The organism is Klebsiella sp. ZJOU C1, assembly GCF_035620215.1.
GTDB lineage: Bacteria > Pseudomonadota > Gammaproteobacteria > Enterobacterales > Enterobacteriaceae > Klebsiella > Klebsiella variicola.
This window is the reverse complement of sequence record NZ_CP141644.1, coordinates 5,118,389-5,139,076: the sequence shown is the minus strand read 5'-3', so window position 1 is coordinate 5,139,076 and position 20,688 is coordinate 5,118,389. Positions and strand designations below refer to the sequence as shown.

19 protein-coding genes and 1 riboswitch are annotated in these 20,688 nt (G+C 55.5%); of the genes, 3 read left to right on the top strand and 16 right to left on the bottom strand.

Going from position 1 to position 20,688, the window contains the following annotated elements; all coding sequences use genetic code 11:
* Positions 1-130 precede the first annotated feature (130 nt).
* On the bottom strand, positions 131-1,579 hold the full coding sequence (gene dtpB / locus SPE70_RS24740; RefSeq protein WP_194388802.1) for a dipeptide/tripeptide permease DtpB: 1,449 nt from the start codon (positions 1,577-1,579) through the stop codon (positions 131-133).
* Positions 1,580-1,859: 280 nt separating this feature from the next.
* The gene (gene uspA / locus SPE70_RS24735) at positions 1,860-2,297 is read right to left on the bottom strand and encodes a universal stress protein UspA (RefSeq protein ID WP_004145166.1); all 438 of its coding nucleotides are present in this window, start codon (positions 2,295-2,297) and stop codon (positions 1,860-1,862) included.
* Positions 2,298-2,679: 382 nt separating this feature from the next.
* On the opposite strand from uspA, the gene uspB reads away from it, so the two are divergent.
* Positions 2,680-3,015, top strand: coding sequence for a universal stress protein UspB (gene uspB / locus SPE70_RS24730; RefSeq protein WP_002921203.1), 336 nt, complete (start codon positions 2,680-2,682; stop codon positions 3,013-3,015).
* A gap of 59 nt (positions 3,016-3,074) precedes the next feature.
* On the opposite strand, the gene pitA is transcribed toward uspB, so the two are convergent.
* Entirely contained in the window at positions 3,075-4,571 is a 1,497-nt protein-coding gene (gene pitA, locus SPE70_RS24725) for an inorganic phosphate transporter PitA (RefSeq protein ID WP_008806938.1), read from the bottom strand.
* 229 nt (positions 4,572-4,800) lie between these two features.
* Here pitA and SPE70_RS24720 point away from each other — a divergent pair, with 229 nt between their 5' ends.
* Positions 4,801-5,994 (top strand): BaiN/RdsA family NAD(P)/FAD-dependent oxidoreductase, encoded by a 1,194-nt coding sequence (locus SPE70_RS24720; protein ID WP_044649875.1) that lies wholly within the window; start codon positions 4,801-4,803, stop codon positions 5,992-5,994.
* A 31-nt stretch (positions 5,995-6,025) separates the two neighbouring features.
* On the opposite strand, the gene SPE70_RS24715 is transcribed toward SPE70_RS24720, so the two are convergent.
* The 5 genes from SPE70_RS24715 to SPE70_RS24695 all read right to left on the bottom strand — a co-directional run bounded on the left by SPE70_RS24715 (position 6,026) and on the right by SPE70_RS24695 (position 12,348).
* A complete protein-coding gene (locus SPE70_RS24715; protein ID WP_032731397.1) occupies positions 6,026-7,909 on the bottom strand; it encodes a sigma-54-dependent Fis family transcriptional regulator in 1,884 nt (627 codons plus the stop codon).
* Positions 7,910-8,050: 141 nt separating this feature from the next.
* Positions 8,051-9,214: a metallo-dependent hydrolase gene (locus tag SPE70_RS24710; protein WP_064170592.1), complete on the bottom strand. Its 1,164-nt coding sequence runs from the start codon at positions 9,212-9,214 to the stop codon at positions 8,051-8,053.
* 12 nt (positions 9,215-9,226) lie between these two features.
* The gene (locus SPE70_RS24705) at positions 9,227-10,621 is read right to left on the bottom strand and encodes a DASS family sodium-coupled anion symporter (RefSeq protein ID WP_004204936.1); all 1,395 of its coding nucleotides are present in this window, start codon (positions 10,619-10,621) and stop codon (positions 9,227-9,229) included.
* A gap of 64 nt (positions 10,622-10,685) precedes the next feature.
* Positions 10,686-11,384, bottom strand: coding sequence for an RraA family protein (locus tag SPE70_RS24700; RefSeq protein WP_064170591.1), 699 nt, complete (start codon positions 11,382-11,384; stop codon positions 10,686-10,688).
* A gap of 10 nt (positions 11,385-11,394) precedes the next feature.
* A complete protein-coding gene (locus SPE70_RS24695) occupies positions 11,395-12,348 on the bottom strand; it encodes a hydroxyacid dehydrogenase (protein WP_004204934.1) in 954 nt (317 codons plus the stop codon).
* A 336-nt stretch (positions 12,349-12,684) separates the two neighbouring features.
* Between SPE70_RS24695 and SPE70_RS24690 the strand changes: the two genes are divergently transcribed.
* Complete coding sequence (locus SPE70_RS24690; protein ID WP_004204933.1) at positions 12,685-12,960, top strand: LysR family transcriptional regulator; 276 nt, start codon at positions 12,685-12,687, stop codon at positions 12,958-12,960.
* A 34-nt stretch (positions 12,961-12,994) separates the two neighbouring features.
* Here SPE70_RS24690 and SPE70_RS24685 read toward each other — a convergent pair whose 3' ends face one another.
* The 8 genes from SPE70_RS24685 to SPE70_RS24650 form a co-directional block, all read right to left on the bottom strand.
* Entirely contained in the window at positions 12,995-14,008 is a 1,014-nt protein-coding gene (locus SPE70_RS24685; RefSeq protein WP_012540371.1) for a magnesium transporter, read from the bottom strand.
* A gap of 56 nt (positions 14,009-14,064) precedes the next feature.
* Positions 14,065-14,246, bottom strand: a riboswitch (M-box (ykoK) riboswitch).
* 98 nt (positions 14,247-14,344) lie between these two features.
* A complete protein-coding gene (gene nikR, locus SPE70_RS24680) occupies positions 14,345-14,743 on the bottom strand; it encodes a nickel-responsive transcriptional regulator NikR (RefSeq protein WP_032755954.1) in 399 nt (132 codons plus the stop codon).
* Entirely contained in the window at positions 14,731-15,522 is a 792-nt protein-coding gene (nikE, locus tag SPE70_RS24675; RefSeq protein ID WP_008806945.1) for a nickel import ATP-binding protein NikE, read from the bottom strand. Before nikE ends, nikR begins: the two co-directional genes overlap by 13 nt.
* A complete protein-coding gene (locus tag SPE70_RS24670; RefSeq protein WP_008806946.1) occupies positions 15,519-16,283 on the bottom strand; it encodes a nickel import ATP-binding protein NikD in 765 nt (254 codons plus the stop codon). Before SPE70_RS24670 ends, nikE begins: the two co-directional genes overlap by 4 nt.
* Positions 16,283-17,116 carry a nickel ABC transporter permease subunit NikC gene (nikC, locus tag SPE70_RS24665; protein ID WP_012967107.1) on the bottom strand — a complete coding sequence of 278 codons (834 nt, stop codon included), beginning with the start codon at positions 17,114-17,116 and terminating at the stop codon, positions 16,283-16,285. Before nikC ends, SPE70_RS24670 begins: the two co-directional genes overlap by 1 nt.
* Positions 17,113-18,057: a nickel ABC transporter permease subunit NikB gene (nikB, locus tag SPE70_RS24660; RefSeq protein WP_064142700.1), complete on the bottom strand. Its 945-nt coding sequence runs from the start codon at positions 18,055-18,057 to the stop codon at positions 17,113-17,115. The genes nikC and nikB overlap by 4 nt, the downstream gene beginning before the upstream one ends.
* Positions 18,057-19,625, bottom strand: a complete 1,569-nt coding sequence (nikA, locus tag SPE70_RS24655) for a nickel ABC transporter substrate-binding protein (protein WP_012967108.1) — start codon at positions 19,623-19,625, stop codon at positions 18,057-18,059. Before nikA ends, nikB begins: the two co-directional genes overlap by 1 nt.
* Before the next feature lie 139 nt (positions 19,626-19,764).
* The gene (locus SPE70_RS24650) at positions 19,765-20,625 is read right to left on the bottom strand and encodes a LysR family transcriptional regulator (protein ID WP_008806950.1); all 861 of its coding nucleotides are present in this window, start codon (positions 20,623-20,625) and stop codon (positions 19,765-19,767) included.
* Positions 20,626-20,688 lie beyond the last annotated feature (63 nt).

Sequence of the window (20,688 nt, the reverse complement as noted above, 5' to 3'; positions counted from 1 at the left end):
GTATCTCCCGGATAGCGGCGCAACGCGCCTTATCCGGGCTACCGAATTGTCGCCCGGCTCAGCGTAGCGCAAGCCGGGAACCGCAATATCTGAACAAACGGCGCCAGCGCGGATCGGCCATCTTAAACGGTTACTCGGCGCTGGCCGGGGTATTAATCATCCGGTTCAGCCACGGCACCATCAGCGCCATCACCACCGTGACGCCCAGCGTCACCAGGCCAATTTTACTGAACACATTGGTATAGACCGGCAAGGTCTGCAGCGGATCGGTAATGTTTTCCGGCACTGCGGTGAAGGTCGCCACATAGCCGCCCAGCAGGAACGCGGCGGCCTGGGTCAGAAACCACATCCCCAGAATAAAGCCCATCAGATGCTGCGGCACCAGCGCGGCAACCATCGCCAGCCCCAGGGCGCTGATCAGCAGTTCGCCCAGGCTCTGGAACAGATAGACCAGCACAATAAACCACGGCGAGGTTAATCCCTGGGCGTCGGCAAACCACATCCCGGCGGCTGCGGCGGTCAGGAAGCCCAGCGCGCAGAGCAACATCCCGAGGGTAAACTTCACCGGCATGGTCAGGTCTTTCCCTTTGTGACCGAGATGGGTGTAGATCGCCGCCAGCACCGGACTGGCAACCACCACCCAGAAGGGATTGAGCGCCTGGAAGCTGACCGGATTGATGGTAAAGCCCAGGATCTCATGATGGACGTTGTTGATGGCGAAGAAGTTCAGCGAGGTCGGCATCTGGGCATACAGAATGTAGAACAACACCGCCTCGATCATCAGGATAAAGGCGACGAACATTTTGTTGCGTCCGGTTTTATCGAGGCGAAACGCTTCGCGGAAAAAGAACGCAATGACCACGATCGACAGGACAATCAGCACCAGGTTGGCGACCATCACGTTATGCATCAGCCAGGCGCAGAGAAAAATCATTACCACCGTCCCGGCCAGCACCAGCGCCAGATTGCGCAGGCTGAGGGGGCGATGATCCGGCTCGGAGCCAATATCTTTCACCATCCCGCGGCAGGCGAAGTAGACCAGCAGCGCGATAATCAGCCCCGCGCCGCACAGGTTATAGGTCACGGCATAGCCAAACTTTTCGGCGATCACCGGCGCCAGCGAGAGCGACAGCAGTGAACCGATGTTTATCGACATATAAAACAGGGTAAACGCCCCGTCGAGACGGGCGTCTTTAGGCGGATAGCATTTTGACAACAGGCTCGCCGGGTTGGCTTTAAACAAACCGTTGCCGACGGCGATGGTGCCGAGAGCGATAAAGATCAGCTGCGGTTTCAGCAGCGACATCCCGGTCATAAAGTAGCCGATAGCCAGCACAATGGCGCCGAGCACCAGCGTGCGTTTGGTCCCCAGCAGATGGTCGCCCACGTAGCCGCCGATGGAGATCAGCCCGTAAACCAGCGCCGCGAAGGCGCCGAAGGTGATAAAGGCCTGTTCCTGAGAGAAGCCCAGCTGTTTGACAAAGAAGACCGCCAGGATCCCCTGAACGCCGTAATAGCCAAAACGTTCCCAGAGCTCCACAAAGAAGATCATGAAGAACGGACGAGGTTGCTGCAGCAAGCCCGTAGGTGCAGTTGTATTCATATTCCTTCGCCTTGTTTTACTTTCCCAAAAAGTATGAACGCGTATGCCAGAACGCGCCGAAAATGTCTGATAACTCGCCATGCTGCGGTTATTGGCTTAATGAATAGATTATTATATAGATGTTTTGGCTAATAACTGGTTGATCACACTAATTGAATGGCGATTTTATGGCTTTAATCTCTGCCATGCGGTGAGGGGAAAGCGAAAATAAAGACGCCCGCATCGGCGGGCGTCTTACGCGGATAAAACGGGAAGGTTATTCGTCTTCTTCGTCGCGCAGCGGGACGATCAGCATGTCGACATGGACGGTGTTGATCAGCTGGCGGGCAGAAGACATCAGCTTGCTCCAGAAGTCCTGATGGTGGCCGCAGACCACCAGATCCATATCATATTTTTTAATCGCATCGACCAGCACCTGGCCGAGGTCGCCGCTGCCGCTCAGGGTCTCGGTGATCGGGTAGCCCGCGTTGGTGGAGAGCTCGGTCAGCGCGTGATGGGTCTCTTCGGAGATGCGTTTTTGCATGTCGCCGAGGTTAACGTCAATCAGCCCGGTGTAGAGGTCGGAGTAATTCACATCCACGTGGATCAGGGACACTTTTGCGTTATACGGGCGGGCCATAGAAACGGCTTTTTCAACCAGTACTTTACTCTCCGGGGACAGGTCTACTGCAATAAGAATATGTTTGTAAGCCATAGTGTTACTCCTTCCATAAGTTTGTCGATGACCATTGGACCTGACAGCTGGCGCTGCCGTTTCGCCCGCGTCCTGCGTGCTACATTCGCGGGAGGGTAGCCTTTAAGGACTTCATTGTAGAAGATATTTCCTACCTTATAGCGCCCCCCGCACTCCGTCAATGCACTGGGTTCACCTAAAAGTTAAACAAATTTATCCGTCTTACGTATTGATAACGAATAACCTTGTGGTAAAAAAATTAATGGATCTCCTACACTATTTAATGAGCCGGTCGGAAAAATAAATGTGATCGGAATCGCACTCTTTACGGTATCGTCGTGGGTTATTTGGGGAGCGGTAGCCGCGGAGGATTTCTCCGTGGGCGGGTCGCCGGGGAGGAGGTATGATCAGCACTATTGCGCTGTTTTGGGCCCTGTGTGTCGTTTGTGTGGTGAATATGGCACGCTACTTCTCATCGTTGCGTGCATTATTGGTGGTGCTACGTGGTTGCGATCCCTTGCTCTATCAGTATGTTGATGGCGGCGGCTTTTTTACCTCGCATGGGCAGCCCAGCAAACAGATGCGGCTGGTGTGGTATATCTACGCCCAGCGTTACCGTGACCATCACGATGATGAATTTATTCGTCGCTGCGAACGTGTCCGTCGTCAGTTTATCCTGACCAGCGCGCTGTGCGGTCTGGTGGTGGTGAGCCTGATTGCGCTGATGATCTGGCACTAACGACATCTTCGGGATAAAAAAACGGGCCAGCAAGCTGACCCGTTTTGATCGAATGACGTTTAAATCAGTTTCAGGGAGAGCCAGTAAAGGACGCCTGAAAGGATAATCGCTGCCGGAAGGGTCAACACCCAGGCCATCAGGATGCTGGTCACGGTCTTTTTCTGCAGACCACCGCCATCCACCAGCATTGTCCCCGCCACCGAGGAGGAGAGCACGTGGGTGGTGGAAACCGGCATTCCGGTGTAGCTCGCCAGACCGATAGAAACCGCTGCGGTCATCTGTGCCGACATCCCCTGAGCGTAGGTCATGCCCTTCTTACCAATCTTCTCGCCGATGGTGGTCGCCACGCGGCGCCAGCCGATCATGGTGCCGATACCTAACGCCAGCGCGACCGCCATAATAATCCAGATTGGCGCGTACTCGATGGTGCTCAGCATATCGGTTTTCAGTTTCTTCAGCAGACGCTGGTCGTCAGCGCTGACGTCCGGCAGCTTCGCCACTTTATCAGTGGTGTCGGAGATGCAGAGCATAATGCGACGCAGCTGACCGCGCTGATCCGGTGACAGTGAATCGTAGGTTTCAACGCCGGTCAGCATAGTCTTCACGCGGTCAAGCGCGTTGATAGTATTTGCTGGATGGCAATGAAACTCACCGTTGGCCGCGGTATTGGTATCCGGAGACGGAACCAGTTGGTCAACACCGGTGGCTTTCTTCAGCAGGTCAGGGCGCTGCTGGAAGAAGGTTTCCACGTTGTTGACCGCATCGCGGGTACGAGTGATTTCGTAACCGGAGGCGTTCATATTCACCACGAAGCCCGCCGGGGCGACGCCAATCAGCACCAGCATCACCAGACCAATGCCTTTCTGTCCATCGTTGGCGCCGTGGGAGAACGACACGCCGATAGCGGACAGGATCAGGGCGATACGGGTCCAGAACGGCGGTTTTTTCTTACCGTCTTTCTTTTCACGCTCTGCGGGGGTCAGGTGGATACGCGCGCGTTTTTTGGTACCGCTCCAGTAGCGACGGAGAATGAAAATCAGGCCGCCCGCAATCACCAGACCGACGATCGGCGAGATGATAAGCGAAGCAAAAATGCCGATGACTTTCGGGATATTCAGCGCATCAACCACTGAAGTACCGGTCATTAGCGCATTGGTTAAACCAATACCGATGATGGCGCCAATCAGGGTGTGAGAACTGGAGGCCGGGAGGCCGAAATACCAGGTGCCGAGGTTCCAGATGATCGCCGCCAGCAGCATAGAGAACACCATGGCGAGGCCATGTGCGGAACCCATGTTAAGCAGCAGATCGGTGGGCAGCATATGCACAATGGCATAGGCTACGCTGAGACCGCCCAGCAGAACGCCGAAGAAGTTGAAGAGCGCCGCCATCGCCACAGCAAGCTGCGACCGCATTGCGCGAGTGTAGATAACCGTAGCCACCGCGTTTGCGGTATCATGGAAACCGTTAATCGCTTCGTAAAACAGTACAAAAGCTAAAGCAAGCAATAATAATAGTCCGGTATGTAAATCCAGACCGGCAAATAAATGTAGCATAGGACGTTACGCCATTTTGAGGACATGAACGCGGCGCATTATCAGTGACTTTAGCGGCGCGGGCAAAGTGAAATATAGACTTTTTTTGATTTTCTTCCTGTTTAGGTTTTACCCTGTTGGGAGTAATCCTATATCTTTCAATGATGTATCTAATGCGGGATTTTTCCCGCTGGTGTGACCAGAGTGAAATATTTACAAAACCCGACAATTGGGGAACGAGGAACGCGGTGTGGAAAGGTTTGATGCCATTGTCGTTGGCGCCGGAGCGGCGGGAATGTTTTGCGCAGCGCAGGCGGGCCAGCTCGGCTGCCGCGTCCTGCTGCTCGATAACGGCAAAAAGCCGGGACGAAAAATTCTGATGTCCGGCGGCGGCCGCTGCAACTTTACCAACATGTATGTTGAGCCGGCGGCCTATTTGAGCCAAAACCCGCATTTTTGCAAATCTGCCCTGGCGCGCTACACCCAGTGGGACTTTATCGAGCTGGTCGGCAAATATGGCATCGCCTGGCATGAGAAGACGCTCGGCCAGCTGTTTTGTGATGTTTCGGCGGAGCAGATCGTCAATCTGCTGCTCGCGGAATGCGAAAAGGGCGACGTGCAGATCCGCCTGCGCAGCGAAATCCTCAGCGTCGAGCGAGATGAACAAGGCTACCGGCTACAGGTGAACGGCGAAACGCTGATGACCAAAAAGCTGGTGATTGCCTCCGGCGGTCTGTCGATGCCGGGGCTCGGCGCCTCGCCGTTTGGCTACAAGGTGGCCGAGCAGTTCGGCCTGAAGGTGCTGCCGACCCGCGCCGGGCTGGTGCCGTTTACCCTGCATAAGCCGCTGCTCGAGCAGCTTCAGGTGCTCTCCGGTGTTTCGGTGCCTTCTACCATTACCGCCGAGAACGGCACCCTGTTCCGCGAAAATCTGCTGTTTACCCATCGTGGCCTTTCCGGGCCGGCGGTGCTGCAGATATCCAGCTACTGGCAGCCCGGCGAGTTCGTCACTGTTAACTTGTTGCCGGACTGCAATCTTGAGGACTTCCTTAACGAGCAGCGCAGCGCGCATCCCAACCAGAGCCTGAAAAATACCCTGGCGATGCAGCTGCCGAAGCGGCTGGTGGAGTGTTTGCAGCAGCTGGGACAGATACCTGATGTGACACTGAAGCAACTGAACGTTCGCGATCAGCAGACGCTGGTGGAGACACTGACCGCCTGGCGCGTGCAGCCGAACGGCACCGAAGGCTACCGGACGGCGGAGGTGACCCTCGGCGGCGTGGATACCAACGAACTTTCGTCACGTACCATGGAGGCGCGTAAGGCGTCGGGTCTCTACTTTATCGGCGAAGTGATGGACGTCACCGGCTGGCTCGGCGGCTATAACTTCCAGTGGGCGTGGTCAAGCGCCTGGGCCTGCGCGCAGGCGCTGGTGGAAGGGTAACGGCGGTTTTATTCCGGCGGACAGGTTCGGTTTATCCGCTGATGTTATGTTGCTTCAGTTTACGCCACAGGGTGGTAGGACTGATGCCGAGGATGGCCGAGGCTTTGGTTCTGTCGCCATCCGTTTTTTCAATCACGCTCGCGATCAGCTGTTTCTCCTGTTTTTTTAGCAGATCGCTCTCATCCGCGACCACCGCGAGGTCAGTCACAAGAGACACGCCCTGGTGACAGGGCGATGAGAGGTGACTGATCTGCTGCAATACCGCTTTATCCACCGTATTACCCTCCAGCAAGACGATGAGGCGATAAATGACCGCCTGCAGCTCACGGATATTGCCTGGCCAGTCATAGTTCTGTAAGCAGTTCACGGCATCCGGGGTAAAGGTGAGGTGCTTGTTCTGTTGCTGCAGAAGATGGTGAATCAGCACCATAATATCTTCAGGTCTTTCGCGTAATGGCGGGAGCTGCAGTTCAAGGATATTGATTCGGTAATAGAGATCCTGGCGGAACTCCCCGCTGGCGATGAGCTGACCCAGATCTTTATTGCTGGCGGTGATCAGGCGAAAATCGGCTGAGAGCAGGCTGTCGCCACCAAGACGGGAAAATTGCTTCTCCTGCAATACGCGCAGCAGCTTCACCTGGACCGACAGCGGGGCCTCACTGATCTCATCGATAAATACCGTTCCGTTAGTGGCCATTTCAAAGACCCCGGGTTTGCCTCCCTTCCGCGCATTGGTAAATGCGCCTTCGGCATAACCGAAAAGTTCACTTTCCAGCAGGCTCTCCGGAATAGCCGCGCAGTTGATGGCGATAAAAGGACCATGGCTGCGGGCGCTGACGTGATGAATACTCTGAGCAAACAGTTCCTTCCCCGTGCCGGTATCCCCTAAGAGATGGACCGGAAGATCATGCTGAGCGCACAGCCTGGCTTTTCGTATCACCTGATGCATGATCGGCGATTGCGTAATAATATTGTCAAAAGAATAGCTGGTGGCATAGCCGCGTAATTTACTTTTTTTACTGTTAGTCTGCTGCCAGAGTGTGCTTTCCTGGCTTAAGCCAGTGATAATGGCATAGGTGTTTTGGCGATTGGAAAAATGACGGACTGAGATACAAACAAGTGTGCCATTAATTTCGATAGTTTGCTCTTTGATGTTGGACTCATTAATCATGCTGGCATAGATATCTTTAAAAGCTTCTTTTTTAAAGATTTTGTCACCCACCTGACATTGAAATAAGGTCATGCCGATAGCATTGATATTAATGATTTCACCCAGTTGATCAACACACATAATGCCTTCGCGTGATTGATTCAATGCCGCATGGCTCATGACTAACTTTAAATTTTCCCGATTAATATATTTTAGTAAGCCATGAGCTTCATTAATGGCTTGTTCAATGGAATTATTGTCGGCGTCGCCTTCAATAACGTTGAGATTGTATTTCTTGGCCATTTCGGCGACAGTCAAACCACCAATGACCATATGATAACCATTTTCTGACAGATTTTTTATAACATTTTCAATATCATGGTGATTGTAAACCTGGCAGATTTTAAACTCGTCGTTGGTCATGCTTTGGTAATGCCGCAGCGCCCGGCAAAACTGAGGGAAACCAATGGCGGCAATTTTCTGTGATTTATTCTTGGCTTCCTGCAGGATGCGGTATACGCCATGAAAATCATGGGCAATTTCGATAACCGGAATAGGGATGTTATTGCGAAGCAGGGCCGCAGTGCCGCCCCGGCTAATAATGATTCTGGTGCCGGACTGGATCATTTCATTAGCTTTATTGAGAACGTCAGAATAACGAAATTCATAGACGGGAATTTCCAGTTTACGCTCAATAAGAACATTCATTATCCGTTGGGTAATGGTGCTGGAAACTGAGAAGATGACAATTTCATTATTCTTCATACATTATTCACTTATCGGCTCAGGATTGGCTAAAATCATTATAATTTTAAGGCGCAGATAAATAATGACGAAGGTCATAGAAGAGGGGTTTTATCATACCAGCCATACGCCTGGAAAGGCGTATGGCTGGTGGCTTGCGAATTAGAAACGCAGACGGCGATAAACAATCTGTCCGTTACAGATAGTGGCGCAGTTATCGAGGTAGCAATCACCCTCCAGGGTTTTTCCCCGGGTATCTTCAAAGGTGATCTTATCTTTGCGTAATTTCACAATGGAAATATCGGCAATAGCGTTTGCCGCCAGGGTACCAATCTGCCCCTGCATTTTCATCAGGCGAGCCGGCGTGGCGGTCACGGCGCGGATAACGTCAAAGAACGGCATGCCCATATTGAGATATTTCGACATCACATGCAGCAGGCTATAGACCTTATCAGTACGCAAGCTATTGCGCAGGGTTAAATCGGTACTGATGATATCAGGGTAGAATCCCTGCTCCATCGCCGATTGCGCCACCTTGAAATCAAAGTGGGCGACACCGTTTGAACAATCGAAGATCACCCCCCGGGACTGTGCTTCTTTGATGGCGGCATACACCAGCCCTTGTTCGTTGAGAATGGAATGACCGGTACCGTGGAAACAGTGCGCATAGATGTCACCCTCTTCAAAATAGCGGATCAGTTCATCGGCGCACAACAGGGAGTCGGTGACATGCACGCAAATCGAGGTTTCCAGTTTGCGTGCGAGGGCGACCGTGGCTAACAGCGGATCGCTGGCATACTGTCTGCCTCGGGCGATATCCTGGCTATAGCGTAATTTCAAACCCAGGATGTTGTCTCTATTGTCATTCAGCGTCTGGGCAATTTTTTCCTCGTTGTAATTGGCCGGATTGGTATTTTCAAGGTAGCCGGTGGGCCCGCCACCGAGGGTGGAGAGGCCAACATTGACCACGTTTAAATAGCTCTTAATTTTCACCATCGCCGGATGGATCACGCTATTACGAAATAGCGAATAGTTGACCCATCCGCTGCTCCCGGCATCGACCATGCTGGTGACGCCGTTGGGTAAACAGACGATATCAGGGTTAACGCTAATCGCCGTTCCGCCATGGAAAACATGGCCATGAAAATCGATGAGGCCGGGAAGAATGATACAGCCCGACGCATCAATAACGGTTTCAGCCTGCAGGTCGCTATGATGAGAAATATCAACGATGCGGTTACCCTTAATACCAATATCGGCGTTGATATAAGTACGGTTTTCAATATCGGCGATCTGACCGTTTTTAATGACTATATCCAGTTTCATTTTATGCTCCTGTCAGATGCCGATAAGCTTCCAGTAAGGAATACCGATTAAGAAGAAGATTAACACGTTCACCACAACCATAATGGTGCCGAGCATCCAGAAGGTTTTCTGTGGCACGTAGCCGCTGGAGAAGGTAAATACACCAGCCCCATTGCCATAGTGGGTCAATAACGCGCCATAGCCTGCGGAGAAGGCCAGGGAGAGCGCGACGTACATCGGATGTGCCTGCGTGGTCATACCCAGGGTAAAAAGCACCGGATAGAAAGAGACCACAAAGGCGCTGTTTGAGACGAAGAAATAGCGGACCGCAAGGCTGATAAACACCAGCACGGCAATCGCGCTGATTTCACTCAAATGCGAGAGATCGAGATAATTTTTAATCACGTCGACCAGGTAAACATAGAAGCCCCCTTTTGACAGCGCCACCGCGCAACCGTAGAAGGCGCCGTACCAGACAAAGGTCTGCCAGGCTGATTTTTCGCTGACCACGTCATTCCAGCTCAGGACGCCGAAAAGCAGCAGACAGGCGAGGAAGGCGAGCCCTACCGGAATAAAGGCAATACCGGTGATAGACCCGGTCATCCAGCCTAACACGCCGAGAATAAAGAACACGATCAACAGCTTCTCTTCGCGTTTGACCGGGCCTAATTCATTGAGGCCTTTTTCCGCAATTTCGTTCACGTTCTCAATAACTTTGAGTTCCGGGGCATAGATTTTATACAGGATCCAGGGCGCCAGAATGAGCACCAGTCCCGCCGGGACAACGGCGGCTTTAAACCAGGTCATCCACTCAAGATTGACCTTCATAATTTCATTGGCTAATGAAACGGTGATCGAGTTGGTGGCCATCCCGGTCAGGAACAGGCTGGAGGTCCCCATCGAGACGACGTACATCAGGATAGTCAGATAGGCACCGATTTTGCGGCTACCGTCGTCGGGCTTCGAGCCAAGCGCTTCGGCGATATTCCTGAAAATGGGGTAGGTAATCCCTCCCGAACGCGACATGTTTGAACCGGTCGCCGGGGCCAGCACCGTGTCGGTGACCATCATCAGATAGCCGAGCGTCAGGGTATTTTTGCCGTAGCGTTTGAGTAATAGATAAGCAATGCGTTTACCTAACCCGGTAATGACAAACGCTTTGCAAATAATAAAAGCGCTGATAATAAACCATACCATCGGGCTGCCAAATCCAGCGAATAGTGGACCGGGGTCGAGTACCAGAGAGGCGAATCCCAGAATAATCAGCATAATCACCGCGTCGGTAAACGGGCGTAAAACCAAGCCACAGAGCATGGCCAGATAAATGCCAACCATATGCCATGTCGGGGCGGCAACGCCTTCCGGATGCGGTATTATCCAAAATAAAACAGGGAAAAAGATAATCGGCAAGAGTTTTAAATAAAGCATTTTTGTTACCTTTGCTTTAAGGCCACGGCAGATAAACCACCGTGGCTTATATTATTTAATCGAATTAACGATACGTGTCGTCGATATATTCGACGCCCGTTGCATCCAGCGATTTTTTAACCCATTGACGATTGGCGGTACCGTTTTTGGCGGCGTCCACTTTGCTGGCATCGAATTTGGCGTACTCTTTCGCTTTATCCAGCACCGTTTCTGCATCGCTCAGTGGGATGACAATGACGCCATCCGCATCGCCGACAATTAAATCGCCAGGGCAGACAGCGACGCCGCCCACGGCAATGGGGGTATTCACTTCCCCGGGTCCCATTTTGAAAGGGCCTGCCGGATTCGAGCCTGTGGCATAGAGCGGAAAATCAAGCACCGATAGGGCGTCGATATCGCGAATCGGCCCGTCCAGCACGATACCGGCAATTTTCTTCATGTGGTGGGCATACGCCACCATGATTTCGCCCATCAATGCCCGCGAGCGATCCCCTTCGTTGGAGACCACGATGACGTCATTTTCCCCCGCCATATCCAGGGCGGCATGGAGCATCAAATTGTCGCCGGCGCGAGCTTTTACCGTAATGGCGAAGCCGGCCATAATCGGTTTTTGAGGTGAGGAAATACGCTTGATGCCGTTGCCTAATACCGCGATACGGTTCATGGTGTCAGCAATATTTGCCGCCGGCAGGTGCTCATATTCTTTCAGCAGGGCAATATTTCCCAACGGACGTTTTAAAAATACACGGTTACCAATAGTCATCTCTTGCTCCTTAAAAACCTGGGACCGGCCAGGACGGTTTTTTACCCGATAACACTTCGTCAATGCCGATGGCGGAATGAAGAGACGCCCTGTCGGTTGCTTCGATAGTGGCGGCGCCGATATGGGGGCCGATGACGATATTGCTCAGCGCGAAAATAGGATCGTTGGCATCGAAGGGTTCTTTCTTCAAAACATCAACACCGGCGCCGGCGATAATTTGCTGGCTTAAGGCGTGATAAAGTGCGCGCTCATCGACGAGTTTGCCGCGGGCGGTATTAATGAAATAGGCGCTGGGCTTCATCATCGAGAACTGTTTTTCGCCGACGAAGTCGGTGGTTTCCGCTGTTGTTGGGCAGTGCAGCGAAACGAAATCACTCTCTTTGAAAATTCGGTCGAAATCGTCAGTCAGTTCGACACCCTCGGGGATCTGCTGCTGCGTTTTATAGGGATCATAGGCAATGACTTTCATATTAAAGCCGTGCAATGCTTTTAACGCGACGCGCGAGCCGATATTTCCTACACCAATTAAACCCAGGGTTTTACCATCAAGTTCAACTTTCGGGGTGCGCAGTTTTGCCCAGTAATAATCTTCAAGCATTTTTTCTTCGACCAGCTTGAAATTACGTGAACAGTGCAGCATATAAAATATGGTCAGTTCCGCAACTGACATACTGTTGGCTATCGGGGCATTTAATACCACAACGCCATGACGTTTGGCGGACTCCAGATCTACGGTATCGTAACCTGCGCCATGGCGGGCCACCACTTTGAGCTTTTTAGCCGCTTCAAAAACGCGGTCGGACATTTTTGACAGGCGCACGATGATACCGTCGCAGTCGCCGATATCGCGGATGATATCTTCCTCTTCCATCCCGGAACCATTAATTAGCTGATAACCCCGGCTTTCCAGATACTCTCTCCCTTCGGCCATGATCTCTTGCGGGAGTAGAATTTTATACGTCATGTCAATTTCTCCAGTGTTGTTTACGTGGAGATAAGTGCATGCCCTATGCCACAACTTATTTATAGTGTGATAATTTTTATAATATATTGAAATTAAAATGATTTTTATTTTGTTAATTAATGGTGAATTGTTCTTATGTTGATGAGTATCACAAATTTATATTAGGGGTTATCGTCGGTTTTTTTCATTATGAAATGGCTGGATTGCAAAATTAAATAACGGTGTTATGCATTTCACATTGTTGCGCGACAGGGCATTGGCAGCCAGTGATTGACATTTTGTTTGCGGTTAACTAAAACGATGGCGGAATGAATAAATAAAAAGGGGGTATTGACTATGAATAATGCCCAGATTGAAATGTTCAGTGTTATGGTACAAACAGGGAATATTCATCATACAGCACAACGTTTTGGTATCGATGCCGCGTCCATTACCACCAGTATTTGTGCGCTGGAAAACGAGATTGGTTTTAATCTCATCGTGCGAGGGAAAAATATCAGGAAGGTAATATTAACGGAAAAGGGAAAGGCTTTTTACAAACTCACGCCAGAGATCCTTTGTATCCTGAATGCTATCGCCACGATTCGTTGCGCCCAGAACCTGGTTGAATAAGCCCGGCGCAAATCGGCCGGGCTGTTACGTGATGTTAGTTCAACCCAAGAAAATACTGGGCGATTTTGAAATAGATAATCAGCCCGGTGCCATCAATCAGCGTAGCGATAAACGGCGCGGAAACCACCGCCGGGTCGATGCCGATCCGCTTAAGCACCATCGGAATGATCGACGAGACAATCGCGCTCCACAGGGTAATACATACCAGCGTCAGGCTGACGATCAGCGTGATTTCCATGCCAATCCCCATCATCCAGGCGCGCAGGCAGCCCGCCAGACCCAGGGTCAGGGCAATCAGAAACGAGGTCGACACCTCTTTGCGGATCACCCGCCCCATATCGCGCAGCCGCACTTCCCCCAGCGCCATCGAGCGCACCAGCGTCGAGGTGATCTGCGTTCCGCTATTGCCGCCGGTGCCGATGAGCAGCGGAATAAAGAAGGCGAGGGCGATGGCCGATTCCAGCGCCTCTTCGAAATGCTGAAGCACGCTGCTGGTATAGGCTTCGGCCACGAACAGCAGCAATAGCCAGACCGAACGTTTCTTCCACAGCGTCCAGGGGCTGATCTCGAGGTACGGTTTTTCCAGCGGTAGCGTCGCCCCCTGCAGCTGGGCGTCTTCGGTGACGTCATCCTCCAGCAGATGGGCGATCTCCTTTTCCATCAGGCAGCCGACCAGCTCGCCTTTATCGACAACCGGTACCAGATCGAGGCCGCGCTCGGTGAGTTCGGCAATCACCTGCGGGCGCTCGTCGTCAGGTTTGACGCGAAACAGGCAGCTGTCCATCAGGTAGCGGATAGACTGCCCGACATCCCCTTCCTGCAGGAGCTTTTTGACCGACAGGCTGCCGCGCAGTTTCCTGCCGGCGACGACAAACACCTGGCCGGGAATATCATCACTGTCCAGCTGGGAGATAAAGTGTTCGCGCGCCTCATGGACGCTGAGATGTTCCTGCAGCGTAATAAAATCGGTACGCATGTACTGGGCGATCGCATCGCCGTCGAAGCCAGAGGTCGCCTGATGGGCGGCGCAGAGTTGAATGGAAGACATGATTAAAATCCCTATAAAAAATCACTCATAGGGGCGAACAAGACAGGGTTAGCGCAGGCAGATCCCTACGTCCTGGTTTTAGCACTGCATAACGTATCTGAACGGTCATGACCGCCAGAAGTTACCTTGGCAACACCTTGATTCGATGGAAGCCTGTATTTCCCTGAGTGGTCTCTCTCGATACCAACAGGGCGGTAACTTGTATTTATGCAGGAGCCTCGCCATAACGAGATCGTTAAATGAGGCGCCATTATTGGCGAAGAGGGATAATTCACAAAGCGTATAGTTTATGTGGTTTATCAACTGTTGATAAACCACCCAAGAATTTTCAAATAATTAATCATCCGCTAAACACTGCAAATGCCCATGCCGCACGCCGCGCTGGGCAATCACCTCGTCGGCAAAATGCTGTACCTCGGCCATGTCACCTTTCAGCACCGCAATCTCCAGGCAGTCGTCATGACTGATATGCACATGCAGCGTGGCGACGGAGAGATCGTGATGATGATGCTGGGTGGCCACCAGCCGGCTCGCCAGTTCGCGTTTCTCATGTTCATACACGTACGACAGGACGGCATACCCGCGCCGTGATTCCGGCGACGCAGGATCTTGGTTGAGGGCGTCGCGCAGAATATCGCGTACCGCCTCCGAGCGATTGTGGTAGCCACGGCGGGCGCTGAGCGCATCGAGGGCGGCCAGCAGATCATCATCAAGGGTCAGGGTTACGCGCTGCATGGCATGGCCTCGTTTAGCAGAGTGGCAGGAAAAGGTGGCAGCACCGCGCGCTGCAGCGCCTGACCTGCAGGGGAGTGCAGGCGCAGCGGTAAGCTGACCGTCGCGGTTTCGACGATGCGCCCGTGCTCCATCACCAGCACTCGCTGGCAAAAGCGCTCCACCAGCCGCAGGTCGTGGGTGATAAACAGGCAGGCGGTGTCAAACTGCGCCTGCAGGCGCTTCAGCAGGGCGATAATCTCCGCCTGCAGCAGCAGATCGAGATTTGAAACCGCTTCATCCAGGATCAACAGCTGCGGCCGCACCGCCAGGGCGCGTGCCAGGCAGACGCGCTGCAGCTGCCCGCCGCTGAGCTGCGCCGGGCGCTTATCGAGCAGCGACGGCGCGAGGTCGACGGCCAGCAGCATCTCTTCCACCCGCCGCGAACGCGCCTCACGCGACAAGCGTAACAGATGGCGTAGCGGCTCGCTGACGATCTCGCGCACCGTTTTGCGCGGATTCACCGCGCTGAAGGCATCCTGAAATACCAGCTGAATATCACGGCGGAAGGCGCCGATGGCCTCGCCCTTGAGGGCAGTCAGCGGCGTGCCGCGCCAGGCAATATCGCCGTGCTGCGGCGTTTCCAGACCCACCAGCATCCGCGCCAGGGTGCTTTTCCCACAGCCGCTGCGTCCGAGCAGGGCCACCGTTTCGCCGGGGGCGATGGCGAGATGGATCGCATGCAGGACCCTGCCGTGGTGAGGATAATCGTGACTCACTCCGGTGACGCTGAGTAAATTCATGGTGTTTTCTCCAGACCGTATAACGCCAGATGCGCGGCCAGCAGGCGCTGGCTGAGCGGGTGCCGCGGGGCGCTAAATAGCGTATTCACATCGCAGTGTTCAACGAGGCGACCGTTCTCCATGACCGTCACGTGATGCGCCAGCCGCGCCACGACGCCCATGTCATGCGTCACCAGCAGCAGCCCCAGACCGCGCCTGGCGACGATATCCGCCAGCAGATCGAGAATGCGCGCCTGGGCGATGGCATCGAGATCGGTCGTCGGCTCGTCGGCGATGATAAAGGGCGCGCGGCTGAGCAGGGCGAGAGCGACCATCATCCGCTGCAGCATGCCGCCGCTCATCTCAAAGGGGTAGCGCTTCAGCAGCGCCCGCGGATTGTCCAGACCGACCTCCTCCATCGCTGCCAGCAGCACGGCGTCATTCGTTTCACGACCCGCTGCCCGGCAGGTTTCCCGGGCGTGCGCGGCCATGGTCTGCAGTGGATTAAAGGCGCTGCGTGGGTTTTGCATGATGGTGGCGATGGTCGTGCCGCGCAGCTGTTCGCCGTGCACCGGAATGCCGTCGAGCAGCACCCGGCCGGCGGTTTGCCTGACGCCAGGCGGCAACATGCCCAGCGCGGCGGCGCAGGTCAGCGATTTTCCGCAGCCACTGCTGCCGAGCAGCGCCAGCACCTGCCCGCGGCGCAGGGTGAAGGAAACGTCGCTGACCAGCGGTCGGTCAGCGGCAAGCGAGATCTGTTCCAGTTGGATCTTCTGCGGCATCAGTGGCTATGCTCCGCGATCAGGTGGGGATCGAGACGATCGCGCAGCGCGTCGCCCAGCAGGTTAAAAGCCATCACGCTGATGAACAGCGCCAGCCCCGGCCAGACCATTTGCAGCGGCTGGGTCCAGATATACTGTCGGGCGTCGTTGATCATTACCCCCCATTCCGCCGTCGGCGCGCTGACGCCGAGACCGAGGAACGACATGCCGGCCACGTGAAGCATCATATGGCCGATATCCAGCGAGGCGAGCACCAGCAGCGAGGGGATCACCGCCCCGGCCAGATGGTCGCTGAACAGCCGCCACTGGCTGGCGCCGCTCAGTCGGGCGGCGAGGATAAATTCGCGCTGGCGCAGGGAAACCACCAGGTTACGCACCATTCTGGCATACCAGGCCCAGTGCGACAGCGCAATGGCGAGGATCACGTTGGTCAACCCGGTACCCAGCACCCCCACCATAAAGAACGACAGGATCGAGGTCGGAAAGGTCATAAACAGTTCGGCGAGGCGCATCAGGCCGCGGTCGGCGCGGCCGCCCAGCAGCCCGGCGCTGCCGCCGACCGCCAGACCGATCAGCAGCACCAGCAGCAGACAAGCCATCACCGCCCCCAGCGAAACGCGGGTGGCGGCCAGCAGGCGTGAGAAAATATCCCGGCCGAGATGATCGGTGCCGAGCCAGTGTGCTGCGCCCGGCGGTAGCAGCCGCTGCTGAAGGTCAATCGCCGCTGGATCCCAGGGCAGCCACCAGCCGCTGCCGATGGCGATGACTGCCAACAGCGCGATAACCAGCATGGCCAGTTTTACCGGCCAGCGAAAGCTTTGTAGCCATCTCATGCGCTCACCTCCTCGTGGCGGCGCAGGCGCGGGTCGAGCGCCGCGTTAAGCACATCCACCGCCAGATTAGCCAGCACGAACACCGTCACCATCATCAGGGTAAAGCACTGGATCACCGGGTAATCGCGATTGAAAATGGCGGAAACCGCGTAGCGGCCGACCCCGGGCCAGGCAAAGATATTTTCGATAATCATGGTGCCGCCGATCAGCTCGCCAATGTGCATGCCCAGGGCGGTCACCACCGGCAGGGTGGCATTGCGCAGGATATGTCGGCGCTCCACCTGGCGCGCGCTCAATCCGCGTAGCCGCGCCCATATCACGTGACGCTGGCTGGCGGCGTCCAGCATGCTGGCGCGCAGCAGGCGGGCGTTGATCGCCAGCGACATAAAGGCGATGGATACGGCGGGCAAAATCAGGTGCTGCCAGTCGCCATACCCCATCGCCGGGAGCCACTGCAGATGCACGGAAAAGAGCATCACCAGCAGAAAGGCCAGCCAGAAGTTCGGCATTGAGACGCCGAGAAAGGCAATCAGCCGTACCACATAATCCGGCAGGCGATCGCGATGGCGCGCCGCCCAGATGCCCAGCGGCAGGGAGGTGACGAGGATCAGCGCCAGCGCCGCGCCGGTGAGCTGCAGGGTGGCGGGTAGGAAGTGCAGCAGGTCATCCAGGACCGGGCGCTGGGTGGCATAGGAGAGACCGAAATCCAGGTGCAGCGCCCGCCACAGCCAGTGCAGATACTGCATCGCCAGCGGCTGGTTGAGCCCCAGCAGCTCGCGGGTCGAGGCAACCATCTCTTCAGTGGGCGGCAGGTTCGACAGGCGTAAATAATCCAGCGCCGGGTCACCGGTGCCGAGCCGCAGCAGCAGAAAGATGATGGCGGAGGCGGCGAGCAGCAGCGGGATCAGCAGCAGCAGGCGGCGTAAAATATAGCGTAGCATTATGGCGTTACCGGGTTAATCTGATCGAAAGGGATCTCGGTGGTCACCGGGGCGAACGGGATCTCCCCGACCTCCTGGTGCGCAACCGACATCAGCGAGACATAGCTGATGGGCAGATACACCGCGTCCTGATGCAGGCGGGTCAGCACATCGTGGTACAGTTTTCTCCGCAGCGCCTCGTCCCCCGTGGTCAGTACTTCGCTAATCTCTTTATCAATCAGCGCCTTGTCCGGCAGGCCTCGCTGGGCCTGGTAATCCGCATGCGACGGGACGCGCATCGAGCTTAAAAAGGCATGCGGATCGTAGGGCGCGCCCCAGGTGCGATTGAAGATCATACCGAAGCGGCCTTCGCGCTGGCGGGCGTAAATGCTGCTCTCCTCCTCACCCACCAGGGTGACCTGGACGCCGACCTGCCGCAGATTGGCCTGAATAATTTCGGCCATTGATTTAGCCAGCGCGTCGGTGCCGATAAACGCCAGCTCAATCGCCAGCGGTTGCCCGGCTTTTTGTCGCCAGGGCTGGCCCTCTGGCTGCTGCCAGCCAGCCTGCTCCAGCAGGGCGCGGGCTTTTGCCGGATCGTAACGGCGCGGCGTCAGATCCTGCGGCGCGTAGGGGACCGAGGGGGCAAACAGGGTGTCGGCAACCTGCTGGGTGCCATACAACACGCTATCGACAAGGGTCTGTTTATCGACGGCGTAGTTGAGCGCCTCACGAACCGCCTGCTCGCGGGTCGGGCCCTGGCTGGCGTTCAGCGCCAGCATCACCGTTTCCACCGGGGCGGACAGGCGCGCCACGTAGCCGGGGTGATGGCGAAAACGTTCGAAGGTGTCCAGCGGCAGCAGCCCTTCGTCACCGTAGAGCATATCGATTTCCCCGGTTTCGAACGCCACCGCCCGGCTGGTGGCGTCGGGGATCACCTTGATGGTGATTTGCTGCAGTGCCGGTTTACGACCCCAGTAGCGCTCATTGCGTACCAGCACATCGCGCTGATTGAGCTGCGAGCTCGCCAGTCGCCACGGACCGGTGCCGATCGGGGCTTTAATGCCCCTGGCGGTGCCGCCATCGATAAACTGCGAGGGCGCGATGAAGCGGAACGGGCGGGGCAGGGCCAGCTCTTGGAGTAAGGGCGCGTAGGCGCTTTTCAGAGTGATCTGCAACTCAGTGGCGCTGAGCGCCCGCACGTCGGTGATCTGGTTGGCGAGCTCAAGCCAGGCATGGCGTTGGCGGTTGGCCAGCACCGCCTGGAAATTGGCCGCCGCGGCCTGGGCGTTAAACGGTTCGCCATTGGAGAAGGTCACATCGTCGCGCAGGGTGAACCACCAGGTTTTACCATCGGCGGCGTGACGCCAGCGGGTCGCCAGCCAGGGCTGTACGCTGCCGTCAGCCTGATACTTCACCAGCGGTTCATAGACCATGCTTTGGGCAAACATCTGGTTGGGTGTATAGAGATGGGGATTCAGCGGGCCGACGTTAACCGGCCAGGCGGTGGTGAGCTGGTGCGGCGCGGCCTGAGCCAGTAAAGGGACGCAGGCAACCAGCGCCAGCAGGGTGAGGCGGATAGTAGACAAGACGGTGATCTCAGCGACAGGAAAGTATGACGATTTTAGTGATTCATCATACTTTGGGAGTAACCTGGATCAATATTGCGCCGGAAAGTATAAGAAAATCGTATCATTACACGCGGGCGGTAAACACCGCCTGCGCTTCTCAGGGCGCCCGGAATAAGCCCAGCAGCGTGGCTACCTGCTCGTCGATCGGCGCCAGGTCCCGCTTAACGATCAGGTGCAGCGGCGTCGCGCGGCGCGCGCCGTGGCTGAGGGGCAGCCGCTTCAGCACGCCCTGGTCGAGATGGGGGCGAATGCGCTCTTCCGGCAGCCAGCCGAACCCGACCTGATACATCACCGCATCAATGGCGGCGTCAATGGTGGAGAAGGTCCAGGCGTCACGCGTCGCCTGGCCATCGCCGGTCTGATCGGCAATGCGCACCAGCGGCCACGGCGCCAGCGTGCTGTCCTCCAGCGGCCCGTCGAGCGTGGCGAGAGGGTGGTCGCGGTGGGCGACGGCGATAAAATCAATATTCATCAGCCACTCTCCGCGGCCGGTAATATCCTGGCGGCGGGTCAGCACCATCACATCAGCTTCCGTCCGCGCCGCGCTCTCGTCATCAACGTTTTCCAGCACTTCGGTGAGTCTGACCTGGGTCTGCGGATAGCGCTGCTGAAACTGGCGCAGAATGGCGAATAGTCGCTGACGAGGGAAAATGCTGTCGACCACCAGATCCAGGCGGGTACGCGCCCCGTTGCGTAAGGTGGCGGCGTGGGTCTCGACGTAGGCGAAGGCCTGCAGCAGCGGTTTGACCTGATTCAGCAGCAGTTCGCCGGCCGGGGTCAGCACCGCCCGCCGGCCGGACGGCGCCAGCAGCGCCACGCCTAAGCGCTCCTGCAGCAGCGCGAGGTTATAGCTCACCGAAGACTGACTGCGGTTGGTCTCCTCCGCCGCTCTGGCAAAGCTCCCCAATTCCACTACCTTTTCGAGTAACGCCCATTGCTCCAGGGTTGTCTTGTGCATAATCAATCTAAAATTTGGATGTATTTAATCCAAACATAGCGTTATTCATTCATTTTTTAAAGA

Excerpts from the sequence above, each read along its gene's own strand:
- uspA (WP_004145166.1), bottom strand. The coding sequence starts at position 2,297 with ATGGCTTACAAACATATTCTTATTGCAGTAGACCTGTCCCCGGAGAGT.
- uspB (WP_002921203.1), top strand. The coding sequence starts at position 2,680 with ATGATCAGCACTATTGCGCTGTTTTGGGCCCTGTGTGTCGTTTGTGTG.
- pitA (WP_008806938.1), bottom strand. The coding sequence starts at position 4,571 with ATGCTACATTTATTTGCCGGTCTGGATTTACATACCGGACTATTATTA.
- SPE70_RS24715 (WP_032731397.1), bottom strand. The coding sequence starts at position 7,909 with ATGAAGAATAATGAAATTGTCATCTTCTCAGTTTCCAGCACCATTACC.
- SPE70_RS24710 (WP_064170592.1), bottom strand. The coding sequence starts at position 9,214 with ATGAAACTGGATATAGTCATTAAAAACGGTCAGATCGCCGATATTGAA.
- SPE70_RS24705 (WP_004204936.1), bottom strand. The coding sequence starts at position 10,621 with ATGCTTTATTTAAAACTCTTGCCGATTATCTTTTTCCCTGTTTTATTT.
- SPE70_RS24700 (WP_064170591.1), bottom strand. The coding sequence starts at position 11,384 with ATGACTATTGGTAACCGTGTATTTTTAAAACGTCCGTTGGGAAATATT.
- SPE70_RS24695 (WP_004204934.1), bottom strand. The coding sequence starts at position 12,348 with ATGACGTATAAAATTCTACTCCCGCAAGAGATCATGGCCGAAGGGAGA.
- SPE70_RS24690 (WP_004204933.1), top strand. The coding sequence starts at position 12,685 with ATGAATAATGCCCAGATTGAAATGTTCAGTGTTATGGTACAAACAGGG.
- SPE70_RS24685 (WP_012540371.1), bottom strand. The coding sequence starts at position 14,008 with ATGTCTTCCATTCAACTCTGCGCCGCCCATCAGGCGACCTCTGGCTTC.
- nikR (WP_032755954.1), bottom strand. The coding sequence starts at position 14,743 with ATGCAGCGCGTAACCCTGACCCTTGATGATGATCTGCTGGCCGCCCTC.
- nikE (WP_008806945.1), bottom strand. The coding sequence starts at position 15,522 with ATGAATTTACTCAGCGTCACCGGAGTGAGTCACGATTATCCTCACCAC.
- SPE70_RS24670 (WP_008806946.1), bottom strand. The coding sequence starts at position 16,283 with ATGCCGCAGAAGATCCAACTGGAACAGATCTCGCTTGCCGCTGACCGA.
- nikC (WP_012967107.1), bottom strand. The coding sequence starts at position 17,116 with ATGAGATGGCTACAAAGCTTTCGCTGGCCGGTAAAACTGGCCATGCTG.
- nikB (WP_064142700.1), bottom strand. The coding sequence starts at position 18,057 with ATGCTACGCTATATTTTACGCCGCCTGCTGCTGCTGATCCCGCTGCTG.
- SPE70_RS24650 (WP_008806950.1), bottom strand. The coding sequence starts at position 20,625 with ATGCACAAGACAACCCTGGAGCAATGGGCGTTACTCGAAAAGGTAGTG.